Annotated in this window: 15 protein-coding genes, 3 tRNA genes and 1 riboswitch; of the genes, 13 read left to right on the top strand and 5 right to left on the bottom strand. The window is 63.7% G+C overall.

Annotated features, from left to right (window positions below; translation table 11 throughout):
* Nucleotides 1-32: 32 nt before the first annotated feature.
* The 4 genes from xdhC to WJ542_RS08565 all read left to right on the top strand — a co-directional run bounded on the left by xdhC (nucleotide 33) and on the right by WJ542_RS08565 (nucleotide 4450).
* Nucleotides 33-1091: a xanthine dehydrogenase accessory protein XdhC gene (gene xdhC / locus WJ542_RS08580; RefSeq protein WP_411188896.1), complete on the top strand. Its 1059-nt coding sequence runs from the start codon at nucleotides 33-35 to the stop codon at nucleotides 1089-1091.
* Nucleotides 1092-1119: 28 nt separating this feature from the next.
* On the top strand, nucleotides 1120-2163 hold the full coding sequence (locus tag WJ542_RS08575) for an adenosine deaminase (protein WP_411188895.1): 1044 nt from the start codon (nucleotides 1120-1122) through the stop codon (nucleotides 2161-2163).
* 158 nt (nucleotides 2164-2321) lie between these two features.
* Nucleotides 2322-3641: a guanine deaminase gene (gene guaD / locus WJ542_RS08570; RefSeq protein ID WP_411188894.1), complete on the top strand. Its 1320-nt coding sequence runs from the start codon at nucleotides 2322-2324 to the stop codon at nucleotides 3639-3641.
* Between the two features lies 1 nt (nucleotide 3642).
* A riboswitch (yybP-ykoY riboswitch) is annotated at nucleotides 3643-3871 on the top strand.
* A gap of 6 nt (nucleotides 3872-3877) precedes the next feature.
* On the top strand, nucleotides 3878-4450 hold the full coding sequence (locus tag WJ542_RS08565; RefSeq protein WP_411188893.1) for a TMEM165/GDT1 family protein: 573 nt from the start codon (nucleotides 3878-3880) through the stop codon (nucleotides 4448-4450).
* A 92-nt stretch (nucleotides 4451-4542) separates the two neighbouring features.
* Here WJ542_RS08565 and WJ542_RS08560 read toward each other — a convergent pair whose 3' ends face one another.
* Nucleotides 4543-5217, bottom strand: a complete 675-nt coding sequence (locus WJ542_RS08560; RefSeq protein WP_411188892.1) for a DUF4136 domain-containing protein — start codon at nucleotides 5215-5217, stop codon at nucleotides 4543-4545.
* Nucleotides 5218-5486: 269 nt separating this feature from the next.
* On the opposite strand from WJ542_RS08560, the gene pepN reads away from it, so the two are divergent.
* From pepN to WJ542_RS08535, 5 genes are all read left to right on the top strand, one after another.
* Nucleotides 5487-8174: an aminopeptidase N gene (gene pepN, locus WJ542_RS08555; protein ID WP_411188891.1), complete on the top strand. Its 2688-nt coding sequence runs from the start codon at nucleotides 5487-5489 to the stop codon at nucleotides 8172-8174.
* Between the two features lie 168 nt (nucleotides 8175-8342).
* The gene (locus tag WJ542_RS08550) at nucleotides 8343-9359 is read left to right on the top strand and encodes a class 1 fructose-bisphosphatase (RefSeq protein WP_411188890.1); all 1017 of its coding nucleotides are present in this window, start codon (nucleotides 8343-8345) and stop codon (nucleotides 9357-9359) included.
* Nucleotides 9360-9420: 61 nt separating this feature from the next.
* Nucleotides 9421-9496: transfer RNA gene (locus WJ542_RS08545), tRNA-Thr, on the top strand.
* A gap of 674 nt (nucleotides 9497-10170) precedes the next feature.
* On the top strand, nucleotides 10171-10320 hold the full coding sequence (locus WJ542_RS08540) for a hypothetical protein (protein ID WP_027795377.1): 150 nt from the start codon (nucleotides 10171-10173) through the stop codon (nucleotides 10318-10320).
* A gap of 256 nt (nucleotides 10321-10576) precedes the next feature.
* On the top strand, nucleotides 10577-11167 hold the full coding sequence (locus WJ542_RS08535) for a chorismate mutase (protein ID WP_411188889.1): 591 nt from the start codon (nucleotides 10577-10579) through the stop codon (nucleotides 11165-11167).
* Nucleotides 11168-11182: 15 nt separating this feature from the next.
* On the opposite strand, the gene WJ542_RS08530 is transcribed toward WJ542_RS08535, so the two are convergent.
* The gene (locus WJ542_RS08530) at nucleotides 11183-12364 is read right to left on the bottom strand and encodes an exonuclease domain-containing protein (RefSeq protein ID WP_411188888.1); all 1182 of its coding nucleotides are present in this window, start codon (nucleotides 12362-12364) and stop codon (nucleotides 11183-11185) included.
* A gap of 279 nt (nucleotides 12365-12643) precedes the next feature.
* On the bottom strand, nucleotides 12644-12847 hold the full coding sequence (locus WJ542_RS08525) for a cold-shock protein (protein WP_028205165.1): 204 nt from the start codon (nucleotides 12845-12847) through the stop codon (nucleotides 12644-12646).
* Between the two features lie 407 nt (nucleotides 12848-13254).
* On the opposite strand from WJ542_RS08525, the gene WJ542_RS08520 reads away from it, so the two are divergent.
* Both WJ542_RS08520 and WJ542_RS08515 read left to right on the top strand, forming a co-directional pair.
* Nucleotides 13255-13458: a hypothetical protein gene (locus WJ542_RS08520; protein ID WP_411188887.1), complete on the top strand. Its 204-nt coding sequence runs from the start codon at nucleotides 13255-13257 to the stop codon at nucleotides 13456-13458.
* Between the two features lie 524 nt (nucleotides 13459-13982).
* Entirely contained in the window at nucleotides 13983-15140 is a 1158-nt protein-coding gene (locus WJ542_RS08515) for a porin (RefSeq protein WP_411188886.1), read from the top strand.
* A 95-nt stretch (nucleotides 15141-15235) separates the two neighbouring features.
* Here the strand turns inward: WJ542_RS08515 and greB are convergent, their stop codons facing one another.
* Nucleotides 15236-15802 carry a transcription elongation factor GreB gene (greB, locus tag WJ542_RS08510; RefSeq protein ID WP_411188885.1) on the bottom strand — a complete coding sequence of 189 codons (567 nt, stop codon included), beginning with the start codon at nucleotides 15800-15802 and terminating at the stop codon, nucleotides 15236-15238.
* 118 nt (nucleotides 15803-15920) lie between these two features.
* Between greB and WJ542_RS08505 the strand changes: the two genes are divergently transcribed.
* Together WJ542_RS08505 and WJ542_RS08500 are read left to right on the top strand one after the other, a co-directional pair.
* Nucleotides 15921-15997 (top strand) — tRNA-Arg (locus WJ542_RS08505).
* A 97-nt stretch (nucleotides 15998-16094) separates the two neighbouring features.
* Nucleotides 16095-16171, top strand: a tRNA-Arg gene (locus WJ542_RS08500).
* 90 nt (nucleotides 16172-16261) lie between these two features.
* Here WJ542_RS08500 and WJ542_RS08495 read toward each other — a convergent pair.
* Nucleotides 16262-16750, bottom strand: a complete 489-nt coding sequence (locus WJ542_RS08495) for a phage protein NinX family protein (protein ID WP_411188884.1) — start codon at nucleotides 16748-16750, stop codon at nucleotides 16262-16264.
* Nucleotides 16751-16769: the final 19 nt, after the last annotated feature.

The raw sequence follows: 16769 nt of genomic DNA, 5'->3' as shown, positions 1-16769 counted from the left end.
TTCGTGCCGCCTGAAGCAAGGAGAACCGCAAGATGCAAGCCTGGCTGACCGATCTGCAGCAACTGCTCGCGCACGGCGACGCCGCCGTGATCGTGACGGTCGCGCGCGTCGAAGGATCGGCGCCGCGCGAAGCGGGCACGAAGATGATCGTGACGCGCGAGGCCGCGCGCCACACGATCGGCGGCGGCCACCTCGAATGGAAGGCTATCGAGATCGCGCGTCAGGTGCTGCGCGACGGCATGCGCGCGCCGAACATGCGCCGTCTCGAACGGCTCGCGCTCGGCCCGAGCCTCGGCCAGTGCTGCGGCGGCGCGGTCGTGCTCGCGTTCGAGCGGGTCGACGTGGGCGACCTCGGCTGGCTCGCCACGCTGGCGCGCCGCCTCGCGGCAGGCGCGTCGACCGTGCGTAGCGTATCATTCCGCTCCTCGCGGAATGGGAGCCCGATCGGCGCGGGCAGCGCCGCGGCGGCCGACCCCATCTTGCTGTCCGAGCCGGAGCCGGGCGTGGAAGCCCCCGACTGCCTCCTCTGGGACACGCACGACGGCGAAGGCGGCGCGCTGCTCACCGAAACGATCGCGCCCAACGACTTCCCCGTCGTGCTGTTCGGCGCGGGGCACGTGGGCGCGGCGCTCGTGCGTGTGCTCGGCACGCTGCCGTGCCGCGTGCGCTGGGTGGACGAGCGCGACGCCGCGTTTCCGTCGCCCGAAGCGTTCGCGGCGCTGGCGGCGCCCAACGTCGAAATCGACGCGAACGACGCCCCGGACGAAGCCGTCGATACCGCCCCGCCGGGCACGAGCTTCATCGTGATGACGCACGATCATTCGCTCGACCTCGAACTCGCCGAGCGCATCCTGCGCCGTGGCGACTACGTGTTCTTCGGGATGATCGGCTCGCACACGAAGCGCAAGCAGTTCGAGCACCGGCTCGCCGCGCGCGGCATCGATCCGCTGCAGATTGCACGGATGAAGTGCCCGCTCGGCGTCGACGGCATCGTGGACAAGTCGCCCGAAGTGATCGCCATCTCGGCCGCCGCGCAGCTCCTGCAGGCGATCGAGGCGCACGCAGCCCATGCCCTCGCCCATTCCGCGTGATGTCATCTACCCACGGACCGACCCAACCATGACCATCACGACCACCGCCGTCCCGCTCACCGAAAAGGCCGCGCGCGCGCCGAAGTCCGAGCTGCACATCCATATCGAAGGCTCGCTCGAACCCGAACTGATCTTCGCGCTCGCGCAGCGCAACCAAGTGAAGCTCGCCTACGACTCGATCGAGTCGCTGCGCCGCGCCTACGCGTTCACCGACCTGCAGTCGTTCCTGGACATCTACTACGCGGGCGCGAGCGTGCTGCTCAAGGAGCAGGACTTCTACGACATGACGATGGCCTACTGCGAGCGCGCGCTCGCGGACAACGTCGTGCACGCCGAAATTTTCTTCGATCCGCAGACGCACACCGAACGCGGCGTGCCGATCGAAACCGTGGTCGCGGGCATCGACCGTGCGCTCGCCGACGCCGAAAAACGCGGCCTCACGAGCAAGCTGATCCTGTGCTTCCTGCGCCACCTGAGCGAAGCCGATGCGCTCGCCACCTTCGAAGCCGCGCTGCCGCTCTTCGACCGCTACCCGCGCCTGATCGGCGTGGGCCTCGACTCGTCCGAGCGCGGGCATCCGCCTTCGAAATTCGAGCGCGTGTTCGGGCAAGCTCGTGCCAAGGGGCTGAAGCTCGTTGCACACGCGGGCGAGGAAGGCCCGCCGTCGTACATCTACGAAGCGCTCGACCTGCTGAAGGTGGACCGCGTCGACCATGGCGTGCGCAGCATCGAGGACGCGGCGCTCGTCACGCGTCTTGCCGACACGCGTGTGGCGCTCACGGTCTGCCCGCTCTCGAACCTCAAGCTGTGCGTGTTCGACGACATGACGAAGCACACGCTCAAGGACCTGCTCGACCAGGGTGTGGCGGTCACGGTCAATTCCGACGATCCCGCCTACTTCGGCGGCTACGTCAACGAGAACTACACCGCGATCATCGACGCACTGAAGCTGAACGATCAGGAGGTCTACACGATCCTGCGCAACGGCTTCGAAGCGTCGTTCGTGAGCCCGGAAGAGCGCGCCGCGCTGATCGCGAAGCTCGACGCCTACTGGAGCAGCACGACCGCGTAAGCACTGACTCACGCGCCCCTCACGGGGCAGCAGTACACCGCAGGGACCGGCACGAAAGCGCCGGGCCGTGGGCCCTCTCGTGCCGCGTTTTTCAGGGACGGCGCAAATAAGGGATCTCAACCTCACTCAAACCTGAAGATTTTGGAGACGCAGTTCCCATGACTCAATCGGCTTACCGCGCAAAACTGTTGACGTTCAAAGGCGACCCCGCGCAATCGTCCGACGCCGCTGTCTTTCACGAAGACGGCGTCGTGATCGTCGAAGACGGCCACGTGATCGCCTCGGGCGCGTGGTCCGCGCTCGCCGGCCTCGTCGCCGACGGCGCCGCCGTCCATGACCTGCGCGACAAGCTGATCGTCCCGGGCTTCATCGACACGCACATCCACTATCCGCAGACCGACATGATCACGTCGCCGGCGCCGGGCCTCCTGCCGTGGCTGGAAACGTATACGTTCCCGACCGAGCGCGGCTTCGAAAAGGAGGCGGTGGCCGAGGACACGGCGCGCTTCTTCGTCGAAGAACTGCTCGCGAGCGGCACGACCACGGCGCTCGTCTATTGCACGGTGCACAAGCAGTCGGCCGATGCGCTCTTTTCCGCGAGCGAGGCCAAGAACCTGCGCATGATCGCCGGCAAGGTGCTGATGGACCGCCATTGCCCCGAATTCCTGCGCGACACGCCGCAGACGGGCTACGACGACAGCGCCGAGCTGATCGGCCGCTGGCACAAACGCGGCCGCCAGATGTACGCGCTCACGCCGCGCTTCGCGCCCACCTCGACCGAGGCGCAGCTCGAAGCCTGCCAGGCACTCGCGAAAGCCCATCCGGACATCTTCATCCAGAGCCACGTGGCCGAGAATCCCGACGAGGTGAAATGGGTAAGCGAGCTGTTCCCGCGCCATCGCAGCTACCTCGACGTCTACGATCATTACGGACTCCTGCGTCGCCGCGCGGTGTACGGCCACTGCATCTGGCTCGATGACGAAGACCGCCGCCGCATGGCGCAGACGGGCACGGTCGCGGCGCACTGCCCGACCTCGAACCTCTTCCTCGGCAGCGGCCTGTTCGACTTCGACAAGGCCGACGAATCGGCCATGCCCGTGACGCTCGCGACGGACGTAGGCGGCGGCACGTCGTTCTCGATGCTGCAGACCATGAACGAAGCGCACAAGGTCGCGCGCATGGGCGGCCACCACCTCACCGCCACGCGCATGTTCTGGCTCGCGACGGCGGGCGCGGCGCAGGCGCTCGATCTGGCCGACACCATCGGCACGCTCGCGCCGGGCAGCGAAGCCGACTTCGTCGTGCTCGACCCGCGGGCCACCCCGCTGCTCGCGCGGCGCACGGCCCGCGCGGAATCGCTCGAAGAACTGCTGTTCGCGCTGGCGCTGCTCGGCGACGACCGCGCGGTCCATGAGACCTACGCGGCCGGCAAGCGCGTGCATCGCCGCGGCGAGCGCGCGCAAAGCGCTGTGCTATAATCCGCCGCTCATTGGGGAGTAGCCGCCCCGCATCGTGCTGCGCAACACGCCTTCCACGAAGGCTCATGCGCCCGGCGCACGATCCGCGGGGGCACCTGTCAACAAACTTGGCCTTCGCGGCCATGGCAGGTGCAGCCTCTGGCCTGGCGAGACCGATGACCCATAACCGCCGCAACAGGGCCCGGCGGGTTGTGGGTCGTCGCTCGCACTCATCTCGGCCCGAGGACTTTCAGAAAATGGATCAAGCCTTTCTCGTTTCCACGGGTGCCGTCGCGCTTGCCGAAATTGGCGACAAGACGCAACTGCTTTCGCTCGTCCTTGCTGCGCGCTATCGCAAGCCCATGCCGATCATCCTTGGCGTGCTGGTCGCCACCCTCGTCAATCACGCGGGCGCGGGCGCGCTCGGCACCTGGCTCGGCGCGCTCGTCACGCCTTCCGTGATGCGCTGGGCGCTGGCCGCCTCGTTCGTCGCCATGGGCTTATGGATACTCGTGCCCGACAAGCTCGACGAAGGCGAAGCCAACGTCAACCGCTCGCGGCTGGGCGTGTTCGGCGCGACCGTCGTGACCTTCTTTCTCGCCGAGATGGGCGACAAGACGCAGATCGCCACGGTGGCGCTCGCCGCGCGCTTTCACGACTTCTTCGGTGTGGTGTGCGGCACCACGCTCGGCATGATGATCGCCAACGTGCCTGCCATCCTGTTGGGCGACCGCTTTGCCCACAAGCTGCCGACGAAGCTCGTGCACGGCATCGCCGCCGTCATGTTCGTCGTGCTCGGCGTGCTGGCGGTGATGGGCGTGGGAATCTAGACGGAATAATCGGAACGAAAGGCGGCGCCGCCTGAAAACCTGCGGCGGCCCGCCATTCGATTGCCCTGCCGGGCATGCCAGGGCGCGCGGGGCTACTGCGCCGCGGGAGCGCCCGAAGCGGGCATCGGTGCGGCCATTTCGTTCGGCGCCCCGCCGTTCTTCTCGACCGGCAGCCTGACTTCCTGCACGGAACCGTTCGCCAGCGGGAAATTCGAGAGTGCGCTGCGCGCGAGGTACGGCATCGCGCGCACGAGCGACGGCTCGTCGCCGGACGTGCGCGCCGTCACGTTATAGAGCTCCTTGCCCGTCGCCTTGTCGGTGATGCGGATGCCAAGCGCGTGCGTATAGACCGGATAGGTCTGGTTCACGTACGCGGGCGCGTAGGGCCCCCACGCCCCCCAAGGATTGAACGGCCCCCAGTACGGCGCCGGCCACGGGTTGTAGAACACCGGCTGCGCCACCGTCACCTGATCCATGCGGCTGCCGTAGGCGAGGCCCACCAGATAGCGCGCCTGCCGTTCGTCGACCTGGCGGAACGCATACTGCGCCAGACCGTCGGCGACCATGCGCTCGTAGGTCTCTTCCTCGATGCTGTGCTTCTGGTCGGGGTTGCGTGAAAAGGCGTACGTGCGCGTGGCGTCGCTGCCGCCTTCCCACGCCGAAAAGGCCGTCACCTGGCTCGTCACGTAGGTCGTGCAGCCGGACAGCGTCACGGCAAACACCGCCAGCAGCATCAGGGCGCGGCGGGTCCAGCGGTCATGCTTCATGGTCTTCTCGTGTCTATTGGTCGAAAGCGCGGTCGAGGCGGTAGCGCCCGACCCCCGGCACGGCAATCCGATGATCATACTGACTCGCGCAAATGGGGGAAAGTTCGCGCGCAGCCCCGCACCCGACGCCCGCCTCCACGGCCAACCCGGACAAGCCGGCCGAGCCTTTGTACAATGAGACGATGCGCCGCGCCACAAGCGCCCAAAAGCAGCGCCCCACAAGCGGCAGAACGGGCGCGACGCCCCATTCGACGAGATCCCACCCGACCATGTCCGATACGACCGCCACGCCCAACGTGATTCGCCGCGCCGACTACGCGCCACCTGCTTTCCTGATCGATACCGTCGATCTCGAGTTCGACCTCGTCCCTGAGCGCACGATCGTGAAAAGCACGCTGCGCGTTCGCCGCAACCCCGCTGCCGCCGCTATGCCGCACCTCGAACTGATGGGGGAGCAACTGGAGTTCGTGAGCGCGGCGCTCGACGGCAAGCCGTATGCGAATGTGCACGCGCACGAGCATGGCCTGACGGTCGAGAACGTGCCCGACCGTTTCGAGCTCACGCTCACCGGCGCCTGTGACCCGGCGGCCAATACGACGCTTTCGGGCCTCTACGTTTCGGGCGGCAACTTCTTTACGCAGTGCGAAGCCGAGGGCTTTCGCCGCATCACGTGGTTCCTCGACCGCCCGGACGTGATGGCCACCTATACAGTCACGCTGCGCGCCGACAAGGCCACGTATCCGGTACTGCTCTCGAACGGCAACCTGATCGCGGAAGGCGACCTGCCCGACAGCCGCCATTACGCAAAATGGGAAGATCCGTTCCGCAAGCCGAGCTACCTGTTCGCGCTGGTCGCGGGCAAGCTCGTTGCGCTGGAAGAGCGCATCAAGAGCGGCTCGGGCAAGGAAAAGCTGCTGCAAGTCTGGGTCGAGCCGCACGACCTCGACAAGACGCGCCATGCAATGGACTCGCTCATTCACTCGATCCGCTGGGACGAGGCGCGCTTCGGCCTCGAACTCGATCTCGACCGCTTCATGATCGTCGCCGTGAGCGACTTCAACATGGGCGCGATGGAGAACAAGGGGCTCAACATCTTCAACACGAAGTACGTGCTGGCGAATCCCGAAACGGCCACGGACGTCGACTTCGCCAACATCGAAGCCGTGGTCGGCCACGAGTACTTCCATAACTGGACCGGCAACCGCGTGACCTGCCGCGACTGGTTCCAGTTGAGCCTGAAGGAAGGCCTCACGGTATTCCGCGACCAGGAGTTCTCGGCGGCCATGTCGGGCGGCGACGAGAACGAAGCGGCGCGCGCAACGAAGCGCATCGAAGACGTGCGCGTGCTGCGCCAGATGCAGTTCGCCGAAGACGCGGGGCCGATGGCGCATCCGGTGCGTCCCGAGAGCTACGTCGAGATCAACAACTTCTACACGATGACGGTCTACGAGAAAGGCTCGGAAGTCGTGCGGATGTATCAGACGTTCTTCGGCCGCGAAGGCTTTCGCAAGGGCATGGACCTGTACTTCAAGCGCCATGACGGGCAGGCCGTGACCTGCGACGACTTCCGCGCCGCCATGGCTGACGCCAACGGCCGCGACCTCACGCAGTACGAGCGCTGGTACAGCCAGGCGGGCACGCCGCGCGTGACAGTCACGACACGCTACGACGAAGCGCAGAAGCGTTATGCCGTGACCCTCGCGCAGGACTACGGCAACGCCTCGCCGGCCGCGCGCGAAACGCAGACGGGGCCGCTCCTGATCCCGTTCGCGATCGGCCTGATCGGCGCGGACGGCAAGGACCTGCCGCTGCGCCTCGAAGGCGAGACGAACGCGCAAGGCACGACGCGCGTGCTCGAACTCACGGAGTCCCAGCAGACCTTTACATTCGTCGACGTGCCGGCGAAGCCGCTGCCCTCGCTCCTGCGCAACTTCTCGGCGCCGGTGATCGTCGAGTACGAGTACGGCAACGACGAACTGGCCTTCCTGCTCGCTCACGACAGCGACCCGTTCAACCGCTGGGAAGCCGGCCAGCGCCTCGCTACGCGCGAGCTGCTTGCGCTTGCCGCGCGCGCGGGCCAGCCCCTCGAAGTCACCGACGACGTGATCGACGCGTTCCGCCGCGTGCTCAACGACGAAGCGCTCTCGCCGTCGTTCCGCGAACTCGCGCTGATGCTGCCGTCGGAAACGTACCTGGCCGAACAGATGACCGAATCGGACCCGGCCGCCGTGCACGCAGCGCGCCAGTTCCTGCGCAAGCGTCTTGGCACGGCGCTCAAGGCCGACTGGCTCGCCGCTTATGAGAAGCACCTCACCCCGGGCGCCTACGAGCCGACACCCGAGGCGGCCGGCCATCGTGCGCTGAAGAACCTCGCGCTCTCGTACCTCTCGGAACTCGACGATCCGGCCGACGCCGTACGCCTCGCCACCGCGCAATACAACGGTGCGAACAACATGACCGACCGCGCGGCCGCGCTCTCGGTACTGCTGAACGCCTCGGCGGCTACGGGCGGCGACTTCGCGAACAAGGCGCTGGAAGACTTCTACGCGCGCTTCGAAAAGGAACCGCTCGTCATCGACAAGTGGTTCGCGCTGCAGGCCGCGCAGCGCGGCAGCACGGCGCGGCCGGTGATCGAGACCGTGCGCGCGCTGATGCGCCATCCCGCGTTCAACCTGAAGAATCCGAACCGCGCGCGCTCGCTGATCTTCAGCTTCTGCGCAGCGAACCCCGCGCAGTTCCACGCGGCCGACGGCTCGGGCTACGCATTCTGGGCCGAGCAGGTGCTTGCCCTCGACGCGATCAACCCGCAGGTCGCCGCGCGCCTCGCGCGCAGCCTCGAACTGTGGCGCCGCTTTACGCCGGCACTGCGCGAACCGATGCGCGCCGCGCTGGAGAAGGTCGCAGCCGGTGCGAAGTCGCGCGATGTGCGCGAGATCGTCGAAAAAGCGCTGGCGTAACCGGCCGGAATGCGGCGCGGCCCCAGCGGCTGCGCCGCAGCGAAGTCCCTGCAGGCCTGCCCTCCCGGCAGGCTTTTTTGTCGATTTTTTTTCGCGCCGCCGCACCCCGGCCGTGCAAGGTCGAGCGGGTAGAATTGCATTATTCCCAAGCCTTTCCGGAGTCCTGCAATGGCTTTGCAACGTCGTACCACCCTCACGAAGTACCTGATCGAGCAGCAGCGCGAGCACCGCAATCTGCCCGCCGATCTGCGCCTCCTGATCGAAGTCGTCGCCCGCGCCTGCAAGGCGATCAGCTTCAACGTCAGCAAAGGCGCGCTGGGCGATGCACTGGGCACCGCCGGCAGCGAGAACGTCCAGGGCGAGGTGCAGAAGAACCTCGACATCCTCTCGAACGAAATCCTGCTCGACGCCAACGAGTGGGGCGGCAACCTCGCCGCAATGGCATCGGAAGAGATGGAAACCTTCTTCCCGATCCCCGCCAACTATCCGAAGGGCGAATACCTGCTCGTGTTCGATCCGCTCGACGGCTCGTCGAATATCGACGTGAACGTCTCGATCGGCACGATCTTTTCGGTGCTGCGCTGCCCGGACGGCCAGCAGCCCACCGAAGCCTCGTTCCTGCAGCCGGGCACGAAGCAGGTCGCGGCGGGTTATGCCGTGTACGGCCCGCAAACCGTGCTGGTGCTCACGACCGGCAACGGCGTGAACTGCTTCACGCTCGACCGCGAACTGGGCTCGTGGGTGCTCACGCAAAGCAACATGCGCATCCCCGAGGAGACGCGCGAATACGCGATCAACGCCTCGAACGCACGCCACTGGTACGAGCCGGTACAGCAGTACATCGGCGAGCTGAATGCGGGCAAGGACGGCCCGCGCGGCGAGAACTTCAACATGCGCTGGATCGCCTCGATGGTTGCCGACGTGCACCGCATCCTGAACCGCGGCGGCATCTTCATGTATCCGGCCGACCGCCGCGATCCGTCGAAGCCCGGCAAGCTGCGCCTCATGTACGAAGCGAACCCGATGGCCTTCATCGTCGAGCAGGCGGGCGGCGCGGCGACGAACGGCGAGGCGCGCATCCTCGACGTTCAACCAACGAGCCTGCACGAGCGCGTGGCGGTGTTTCTCGGATCGAAGAACGAAGTCGAGCGCGTGACCCGCTACCATCACGAAGCCAAAAAATGAAAAAGGCACGGGAGGGGCTTGTGTATACGGTGAATCCTTCCTATAATCTTCCTTCTCTGATGCCGGAATAGCTCAGACGGTAGAGCAGCGCATTCGTAATGCGAAGGTCGGGGGTTCGATTCCTCTTTCCGGCACCAAAAGAATCAAGCAAAAAGCCCAGTCCTCGTGACTGGGCTTTTTGTTTTCTGCGGCCTCATTTCTACGGTCCCGAAGCGCGCCAACCGGCTCATCGGTGCTCGCGCCCCGCGAGCCTCTCCCGCAGAAAGATCGACGCCGCTGCGCGACCGGCAAACCACGAAAACGTGCAGCATGTGCCGGCACCCGCCCCTCTTCAGGCCTCCAGGACATTAGCTACCAAAAGCGAGCAGCGGGAGCCCACGTTCACCACCGCCCTGGTTTATATGCACCTGGCAGTAAATCGCCCGAAAACGGCATTCGCGATTGAATTAATCAAACGAATGGACTCGAACTCGCTTTTTTTGCGTTTAAGAAAATTTAAGAATTTTCGCGTCAACGGCAAAGGTTAATCGTGCGTTGCGCAGACATGGAGGGATGATCTCGTGTCCCGTGCGCGGCCCGCCGCACCAACGCGCGGGCGCTCAGAACCCTTGTGCTGGCAGGCGCAAGCGCGAAAGCAACGCGCATACGGAGCACGAAAAGTGATCCAGCCAATTATATTCCGCGCCGGTTATTACCGTGTGACGTTGTGCGGTTAAAGCAACACGCACATCTGAAAAGCATTGTTACTGTGAACGGCACTAGCGCGCTTGAAGGGCCGAGTCGGATAATTGCCTTACACAGGAGAAAGATCATGGATGCCAAACCGCCAAGGATTCCGACCCCGGACCAAGTATTCAGCCCGGATCCGGAACCGGTGGCCGTCGAATTCCTCGGCGACGAATTGCCCGCACACGTGCGCGCATTTCTTGACGAGCAACGTAAGGCCCACGAACAAAAGTAACGGGGAAAGCGCGCACGCGCATTGAACGGCGGATCGGACGACCCGCCGCTTCGATGCGCGCTAATGCAAAAGCGTGCGCTGTACATAGAGACAGCGCATGTTCGGGCTGCGCGGCAAACGCAGTGCAGCAACTGGAGGCTTCGCGAATCCCTTCGCGACCCGGTACATCCGCGACCGGCTACTCCATCGCCAATACCCGCTATCCTTTGCCTTTCGCGACCCCGAGCCGACGGCTCACTTCCACCGAAACCGCATAATGAATTCCCTCGTTCGCGCAAGCGCCTGCTGCGCCGCGGCGCTGCTGCTCGCCCTACCTCTTTCCCCCGCCCGCGCCGATGGCGACGACACGGCGCTCACCAATCTGATCGCGCTCGTTTCGCAGCGCCTCTCGCTCGCCGAACCCGTCGCTCATTGGAAGTGGGAGCATCACAAACCGATCACCGACGCGCCGCGCGAAGCGACACTGCTCACCGATGTCCAGAAGCGGGCGACCGCAGCGGGCGTCGACCCCGAGTTTGCACACGCGTTCTTCCGCGACCAGATCGACGCGAGCACCGAAGTGCAGAAGGCGCTCTTCGACACGTGGCGCACCTCGCAGGCTCCAGCGGGAGCCGCACCCGATCTTGCTACCGTCATGCGCCCCCAGCTCGACCGGCTTACCGGGCAGTTGATCGGCGCGCTCGTGCAAATTCAGCCGCTGCGGGCCTCGGCGGATTGTCCCTCCCGGCTTGGGCGCGCGCTCGCGAACTGGAAACAGCTAACGCGCTACGATTCCTCACGGGCTGGCGCGATCAACGATGCGCTTGGCCATGTCTGCGAAGGCGGCGGGGTAGGCGGCGCCGCTTAGGAGTCCCATACGGGATCAGCCGGCTGCGCCCCCGCTCCCCTGAACGACGCTCGCAACAGCGCCCGCCCCGGACAACTGCAGCGGCTGCACGCGCAAACCACGCTCGAGGCGGCCTTGCAGGATGCGCCACGTCGCCACTTCGAATGACGGTTCGCCCGCGGTCTGAATGCGCTCGGCAGCCTCGGCAACGCTTGCCACGGCGCCCAGATAGCACCAGCGATCGATGAGGTGCAGGACACTCGCACCGCCGGCCGCGTCGCGCTCCTCGACCAGCACGGCTCCATCGAACGGCCAGGACGCCGACAGCGGATCGCGCCGGGTCACGCGCGGCACGCGATTGAACGCGGGTCGAAGCGCGGCGATCCATTGCGCTTCGACGAGCAGCGCCCCGAATTCTCCCCCAGTGGCGCACCATTGCACCCGCCTCACCTGCTGTGCCATCCGCTGCTCGCGCGACGAGCGGCGCTCCCCCGACAGATGGGCGCGCACGCGCTGACGCACGCGCACGCTGCGTCCGACATAGAGAGGCGCGTCGTCTTCACCATAGAACGCATAGACTCCGTGGCCAGCCGGTGCGGTATCGATGAGATCGTCCGTGATTTCGCCCGCCAGCCGATGCCGCCGCGTCAGCCGGTCGATCTGCGTAGCGAGCATCTCCTCCGGCACAAGCGAGGGCAGACGCTGCCAGAACTGCCAGAGCAGATCGGCATCGGCGAGCGCCCGGTGGCGGTCCGACGGCACGAGCGCGTGCCGCTCGACGAGTGCGTCGAGTCCGTGACGCTTCTCGCCGGGAAACAGCGCTCGCGAAAGTCGCACGGTGCACAGGACGTCGGGATTGAACGAGAAACCGGCACGCTCGAATTCCGCGCGCAGAAAACCCCGGTCGAACGCTGCGTTATGGGCAACGAACAGCTTGCCGTCGAGCCGCTCGAGGAGTGCGGGCGCAATCTCGTCGAAGGTCGGTGCGCCCTGCACCATTTGATCGGTAATGCCGGTGAGTTGCTGAATGAAGGGCGGAATCGCCTGACGCGGGTCGACGAGGGTACTCCATCGTGTCACCTGCCCCGACGCCACTTCCACGACGCCGACCTCGGTGATCCGATGCTCACCCACTGACCCGCCTGTCGTCTCGAGATCCACGAAAACCAGGGGAGAATCGACCGGCGCAGCGCCGGGCATCATGGAAATATCGGACATGGTGAAGCAGCAAGCAAGGATGTAAGAAAACGCGCCAAGTATGCCCTGTTCGGGCGCCACGTGCCCAGCCTTCCTTGATACAAGACTTCAACCTTTCAAATGGCGCACATCGGCACTCCCCGGATTTTCCCCGATTGCAAAAACAATAACGCGACGCCTCGCGTTATTGCATGTCTTTATTTTTAATCGATCAAAATAAAAAAGCCCTGGTATTACCAGGGCCTTCTGTTCTGACACATGCGCGTCGCGCCTGTGTCAGACTACATTCACAGCATGCATTTACAGCGGCTGGATGTTCGCTGCCTGCTTGCCCTTCGGGCCGACCTTGACGTCGAACGACACGCGCTGGTTTTCTTTCAGCGACTTGAAGCCGTCCGCGCGGATCTCCGAGAAGTGCGCGAACAGGTCATCGCCGCCGGCGTCAGACGTGATAAATCCAAAGCCCTTCGCATCGTTGAACCACTTGACGATACCGGTTTCCATGTTTCAGTTTCCCTCGAAATTTTGATGACGCGGGGATTAACCCTGGCGCCGTAAGCCAACCGATCCCCGCCTCATCACAAACTCAGCAAACTGCATGGGTATTGCGCTTGACCGGAAAATCAGCATTGCCGTTATACGGGGAACGACAATCGCCAGTCAAGCGAATTTTTTATAACAGCTTTCCCATTTTCACGATAAAACCATCGTGCATCAAAATTCGCGCAAAAACCGAACTATGGCGCTGCGCAAGCCTGCGTCATTTTTACCCGAATTACTTGTGTTAATGCGGTCACCGCAAGAATTCCCGATATGTAACAATACGTATCAAACGTAAGTGTTTTTACGGGTTGTTCAAGTAAAACATTCAATTCAAGATCTGGATGGATGGCAAGCTTCAGGAGGTCATCATGCTGAAGAATCTGCGGCGCTGTTTTAAGTGGCTGGTGCAAACAGAAGACCCGGCAACGTCCATAGTGGAAGAACTCGACGCTTACGGCCCGTGGCACGGGGACCATTGGCACAACCTGCTCTGCTCGCCCATGGACGCGCGGCACTACGTGATGGAAGACTGGAGCTTGCAGCTCGAGCCTCCCGCCGCACCAGCCAGATGAACGCGCAGCAATAGCGCGAACAAAAAAAAGCGCGGCTTGGGGCCGCGCTGACAAAGGTTTGGAGATCTTTTTCGTCAACGAAAAAGTCTGCTTCGAAAAGCAGCGTTTGTAGTATATGCGCTGTTCGAACTGCGTATTAAGCGCATATAACACAATCATGTGTTACACCGGTCGCAACAATGGTGCACGGCATCTTTTTATTCCGATTTTCGCAATCACACTGTAGCGGTCGGGCAACGTCACTCAGTTGACATTTCGCTTACACCTGGACCCGCGCGGGACAAAGCCCCTTCCAGCCAGGGGTTGAGGCTCCACTCAAGATAATTCGACTTTTCACAATGGACTATTGTGAATTTCGAAATATTTCGCTTTCGCGCACCCTCTCTACACTCTGCCTGTCCGGAAACCGGTTTCGTCGCATCCATGCGTCCCACGCGGCTTGTCCCTTCTCGCCGGCTCTCGCGTGAACGGTTTCCGCAAGCCTGGGTTCCCGGAAACCCATATTGCACTCGGAGTTCATAACGATGAAAAAGACTCTCATGGTCACCGCCCTCTCGGGCGCTGTCGCAACGGCTGCGCACGCCCAAAGCAGCGTAACGCTATACGGCCTGATCGATGCCGGCATCACTTACACCAACAACCAAAACGGTCATAGCGCATGGCAAGCAACGAGCGGCACCGTCACCGGCAGCCGCTGGGGCCTGCGCGGCTCTGAAGACCTTGGCGGCGGCCTCAAGGCGATCTTCGTGCTGGAAAGCGGCTTCAGCATCATGAACGGCACGGCAGGTCAATCGAGCCGCATGTTCGGCCGCCAGGCATACGTCGGCCTGACCAGCGATCAGTATGGCGCCGTGACCCTCGGCCGCCAGTACGACACCGTCGTCGACTATCTGGCACCGCTGTCGATCACCGGGACGCAAGCCGGCGGCATGATCGCCGCCCATCCGTTCGACAACGACAACCTGAACAACTCGATCCGCTTCAACAACACGGTGAAGTATTCGAGCCTGAATTACTCGGGCTTCAAGTTCGGCACGACGTACTCGTTCTCGAACAGCGCCGAATTCGCGAACAACCGGGCCTATAGCTTTGGCGCCACGTATAACTACGGCGGCCTGAACGTCGCCGCCGGTTACCTGCAACTGAACAACGACATGAACAACCCGCAGGTCAAGCAAGCCGCATTCGCGGGCGCGCAAACGGGCGAATGGACCTTCCTGGCCGGCCGTCAGCGCACATTCGGCGGCGGCCTCAACTACACGTTCGGCCCGGCAACGGCAGGCTTCGTGTACACGCAGACCAACCTGAGCGACACGCAGGGCGGCAGCATCTCGCCTGCGAAATCAGGCGTTGCGACCGCGGGCGTTCCGTTCAACGCGAACAGCGCACGCTTCCAGAACTTCGAAGGCAACATCCGTTATGCCCTGACTCCGGCCCTGAGCCTCGCAGGTTCATACACGTACACCCGCGCGAATCTGGGCGGCGGTGTGAACCCGAACTACAACACGGTCGCGCTGCAATCCGACTATCTGCTCTCGAAACGCACCGACGTCTACCTGCAAGGCGACTGGCAGCACGTCTCGTCGAATCCGGAAGTCGGCGCTTACCTGAACGGTCTGAGTTCGGCGTCGAATACGCAAGACCAGGTCGCCGTGACGGTAGGTATGCGTCACCGCTTCTAAGCAACGTCCTGCTGACCCAGAGCACGCGGGAAGCAGCGAAAAAGGCGCCCTGGCGGCGCCTTTTTCCATTTCGCTCCGCGCGGCCGCGGCTATGCTCAGGCCTCGCCCGCTGCGGGATACCGCACGTCGAGCACGTCGATCGGGGCGGGGCCCGCAGGCGTGTACAGCGTCACCTGATCGCCAATCTTCGCCTTGAGCAACGCCCGCGCAACGGGCGAAATCCAGCTCACGCGGCCGTGGTCCAGATCCACTTCGTCAATACCGACGATGGTGATCGTATGCAGTTCGCCGTCGTCGGTGCCGTACTCCACCGTCGCGCCGAAAAACACCTGATCGGTGTTTTCCTGGCGGCTGCTGTCCACCACCTCGGCAAGATCGAGCCGTTTGGTGAGAAAGCGGATGCGCCGGTCGATTTCGCGCAGACGCCGCTTGCCGTAGATATAGTCGCCGTTTTCGGAACGGTCGCCATTCGAGGCAGCCCACGAGACGAGTTTGACGACTTCCGGACGCGCCTCGTCAATCAATTGCAGCAGTTCGCCGCGCATGCGCTGGTAACCAGCCGGCGTCATATAGTTTTTCGCGCCGGCAGGAATCTCGGGCAAACCGCCTTCGAGATCGTCGTCGTCGCTGTCGTTCGATTCTTTGACAAATGCCTTGTTCATGATGATTCAGTGTTGATACTTGCAACCTGCACACAGGTTACACGATGCCCGCGCGAGGACAAATCGCGATAAGAGCCTTCCCTTTTTTCAAACCTCTGCTATAATCTCACTTCTGCGTGCGGCTGTAGCTCAGTTGGATAGAGTACTTGGCTACGAACCAAGGGGTCGTGGGTTCGAATCCTGCCAGCCGCGCCACTTATTCAGAGGGCCTTCCTCATACGAAGGCCCTTGTCTTTCCTGGCGGCGATTTCGTGGCTGCACCAGAAAGGCGGAAGTAGTACAGTTTTAGCGTGCGGCTGTAGCTCAGTTGGATAGAGTACTTGGCTACGAACCAAGGGGTCGTGGGTTCGAATCCTGCCAGCCGCGCCACCTCTCGAAAGGCCTTCCTGATGATTCAGGAAGGCTTTTTGTCTTTCAGCTCGCTCTTCCTCTTGTTCCGCGGCCGCCTGCGCCAATGCCCTAGCGCGGCGGCGAGCCGATATCGCCTATCTGGGCATCCGGGCGCGGCAGATCTTCGACGTCGCCGATATCGCTCGGCTCCCCCACCTGCTCGGCATGCGGGCCGTTCAGCGCCTGCGGCTGCCGCAACATCTCGCCCACCGTATCGCCGTAGCGGCTCATGACGAACGCCCGCAGCAGCGCAACGCGCACCGAGTCGCCATGCGCCTCGGCCGTCCGGTGACTGCCCGTGAATTCCGCAACGCAGAACGCCTTCGCGCCGTCACGCCGCTCGCGCAATTCGAAACGCCGCGCGCGATCGAGCACGACACCCGCCGCCTCCCACGACGTCGAGGGCGCAAAGCGCCCATCCCACGGTCGTCCACGGTCATTGCCGCGCACCGCAACCTTCGTGCCGCTGTCGGTGAAATAAATTTCGCGGACGAAATCATGCAGGCTGCGGGCCACCCAATAGTCGAGCGTCATGCCCGTCAGATCAGCTACGTTCATCGCAACTCCCTACGGGCGG

It is taken from the genome of Paraburkholderia yinzeri (assembly GCF_046581065.1).
In the GTDB taxonomy this organism is placed as follows: Bacteria; Pseudomonadota; Gammaproteobacteria; order Burkholderiales; family Burkholderiaceae; genus Paraburkholderia.
This window is presented reverse-complemented; position numbering and strand designations above follow the sequence as displayed.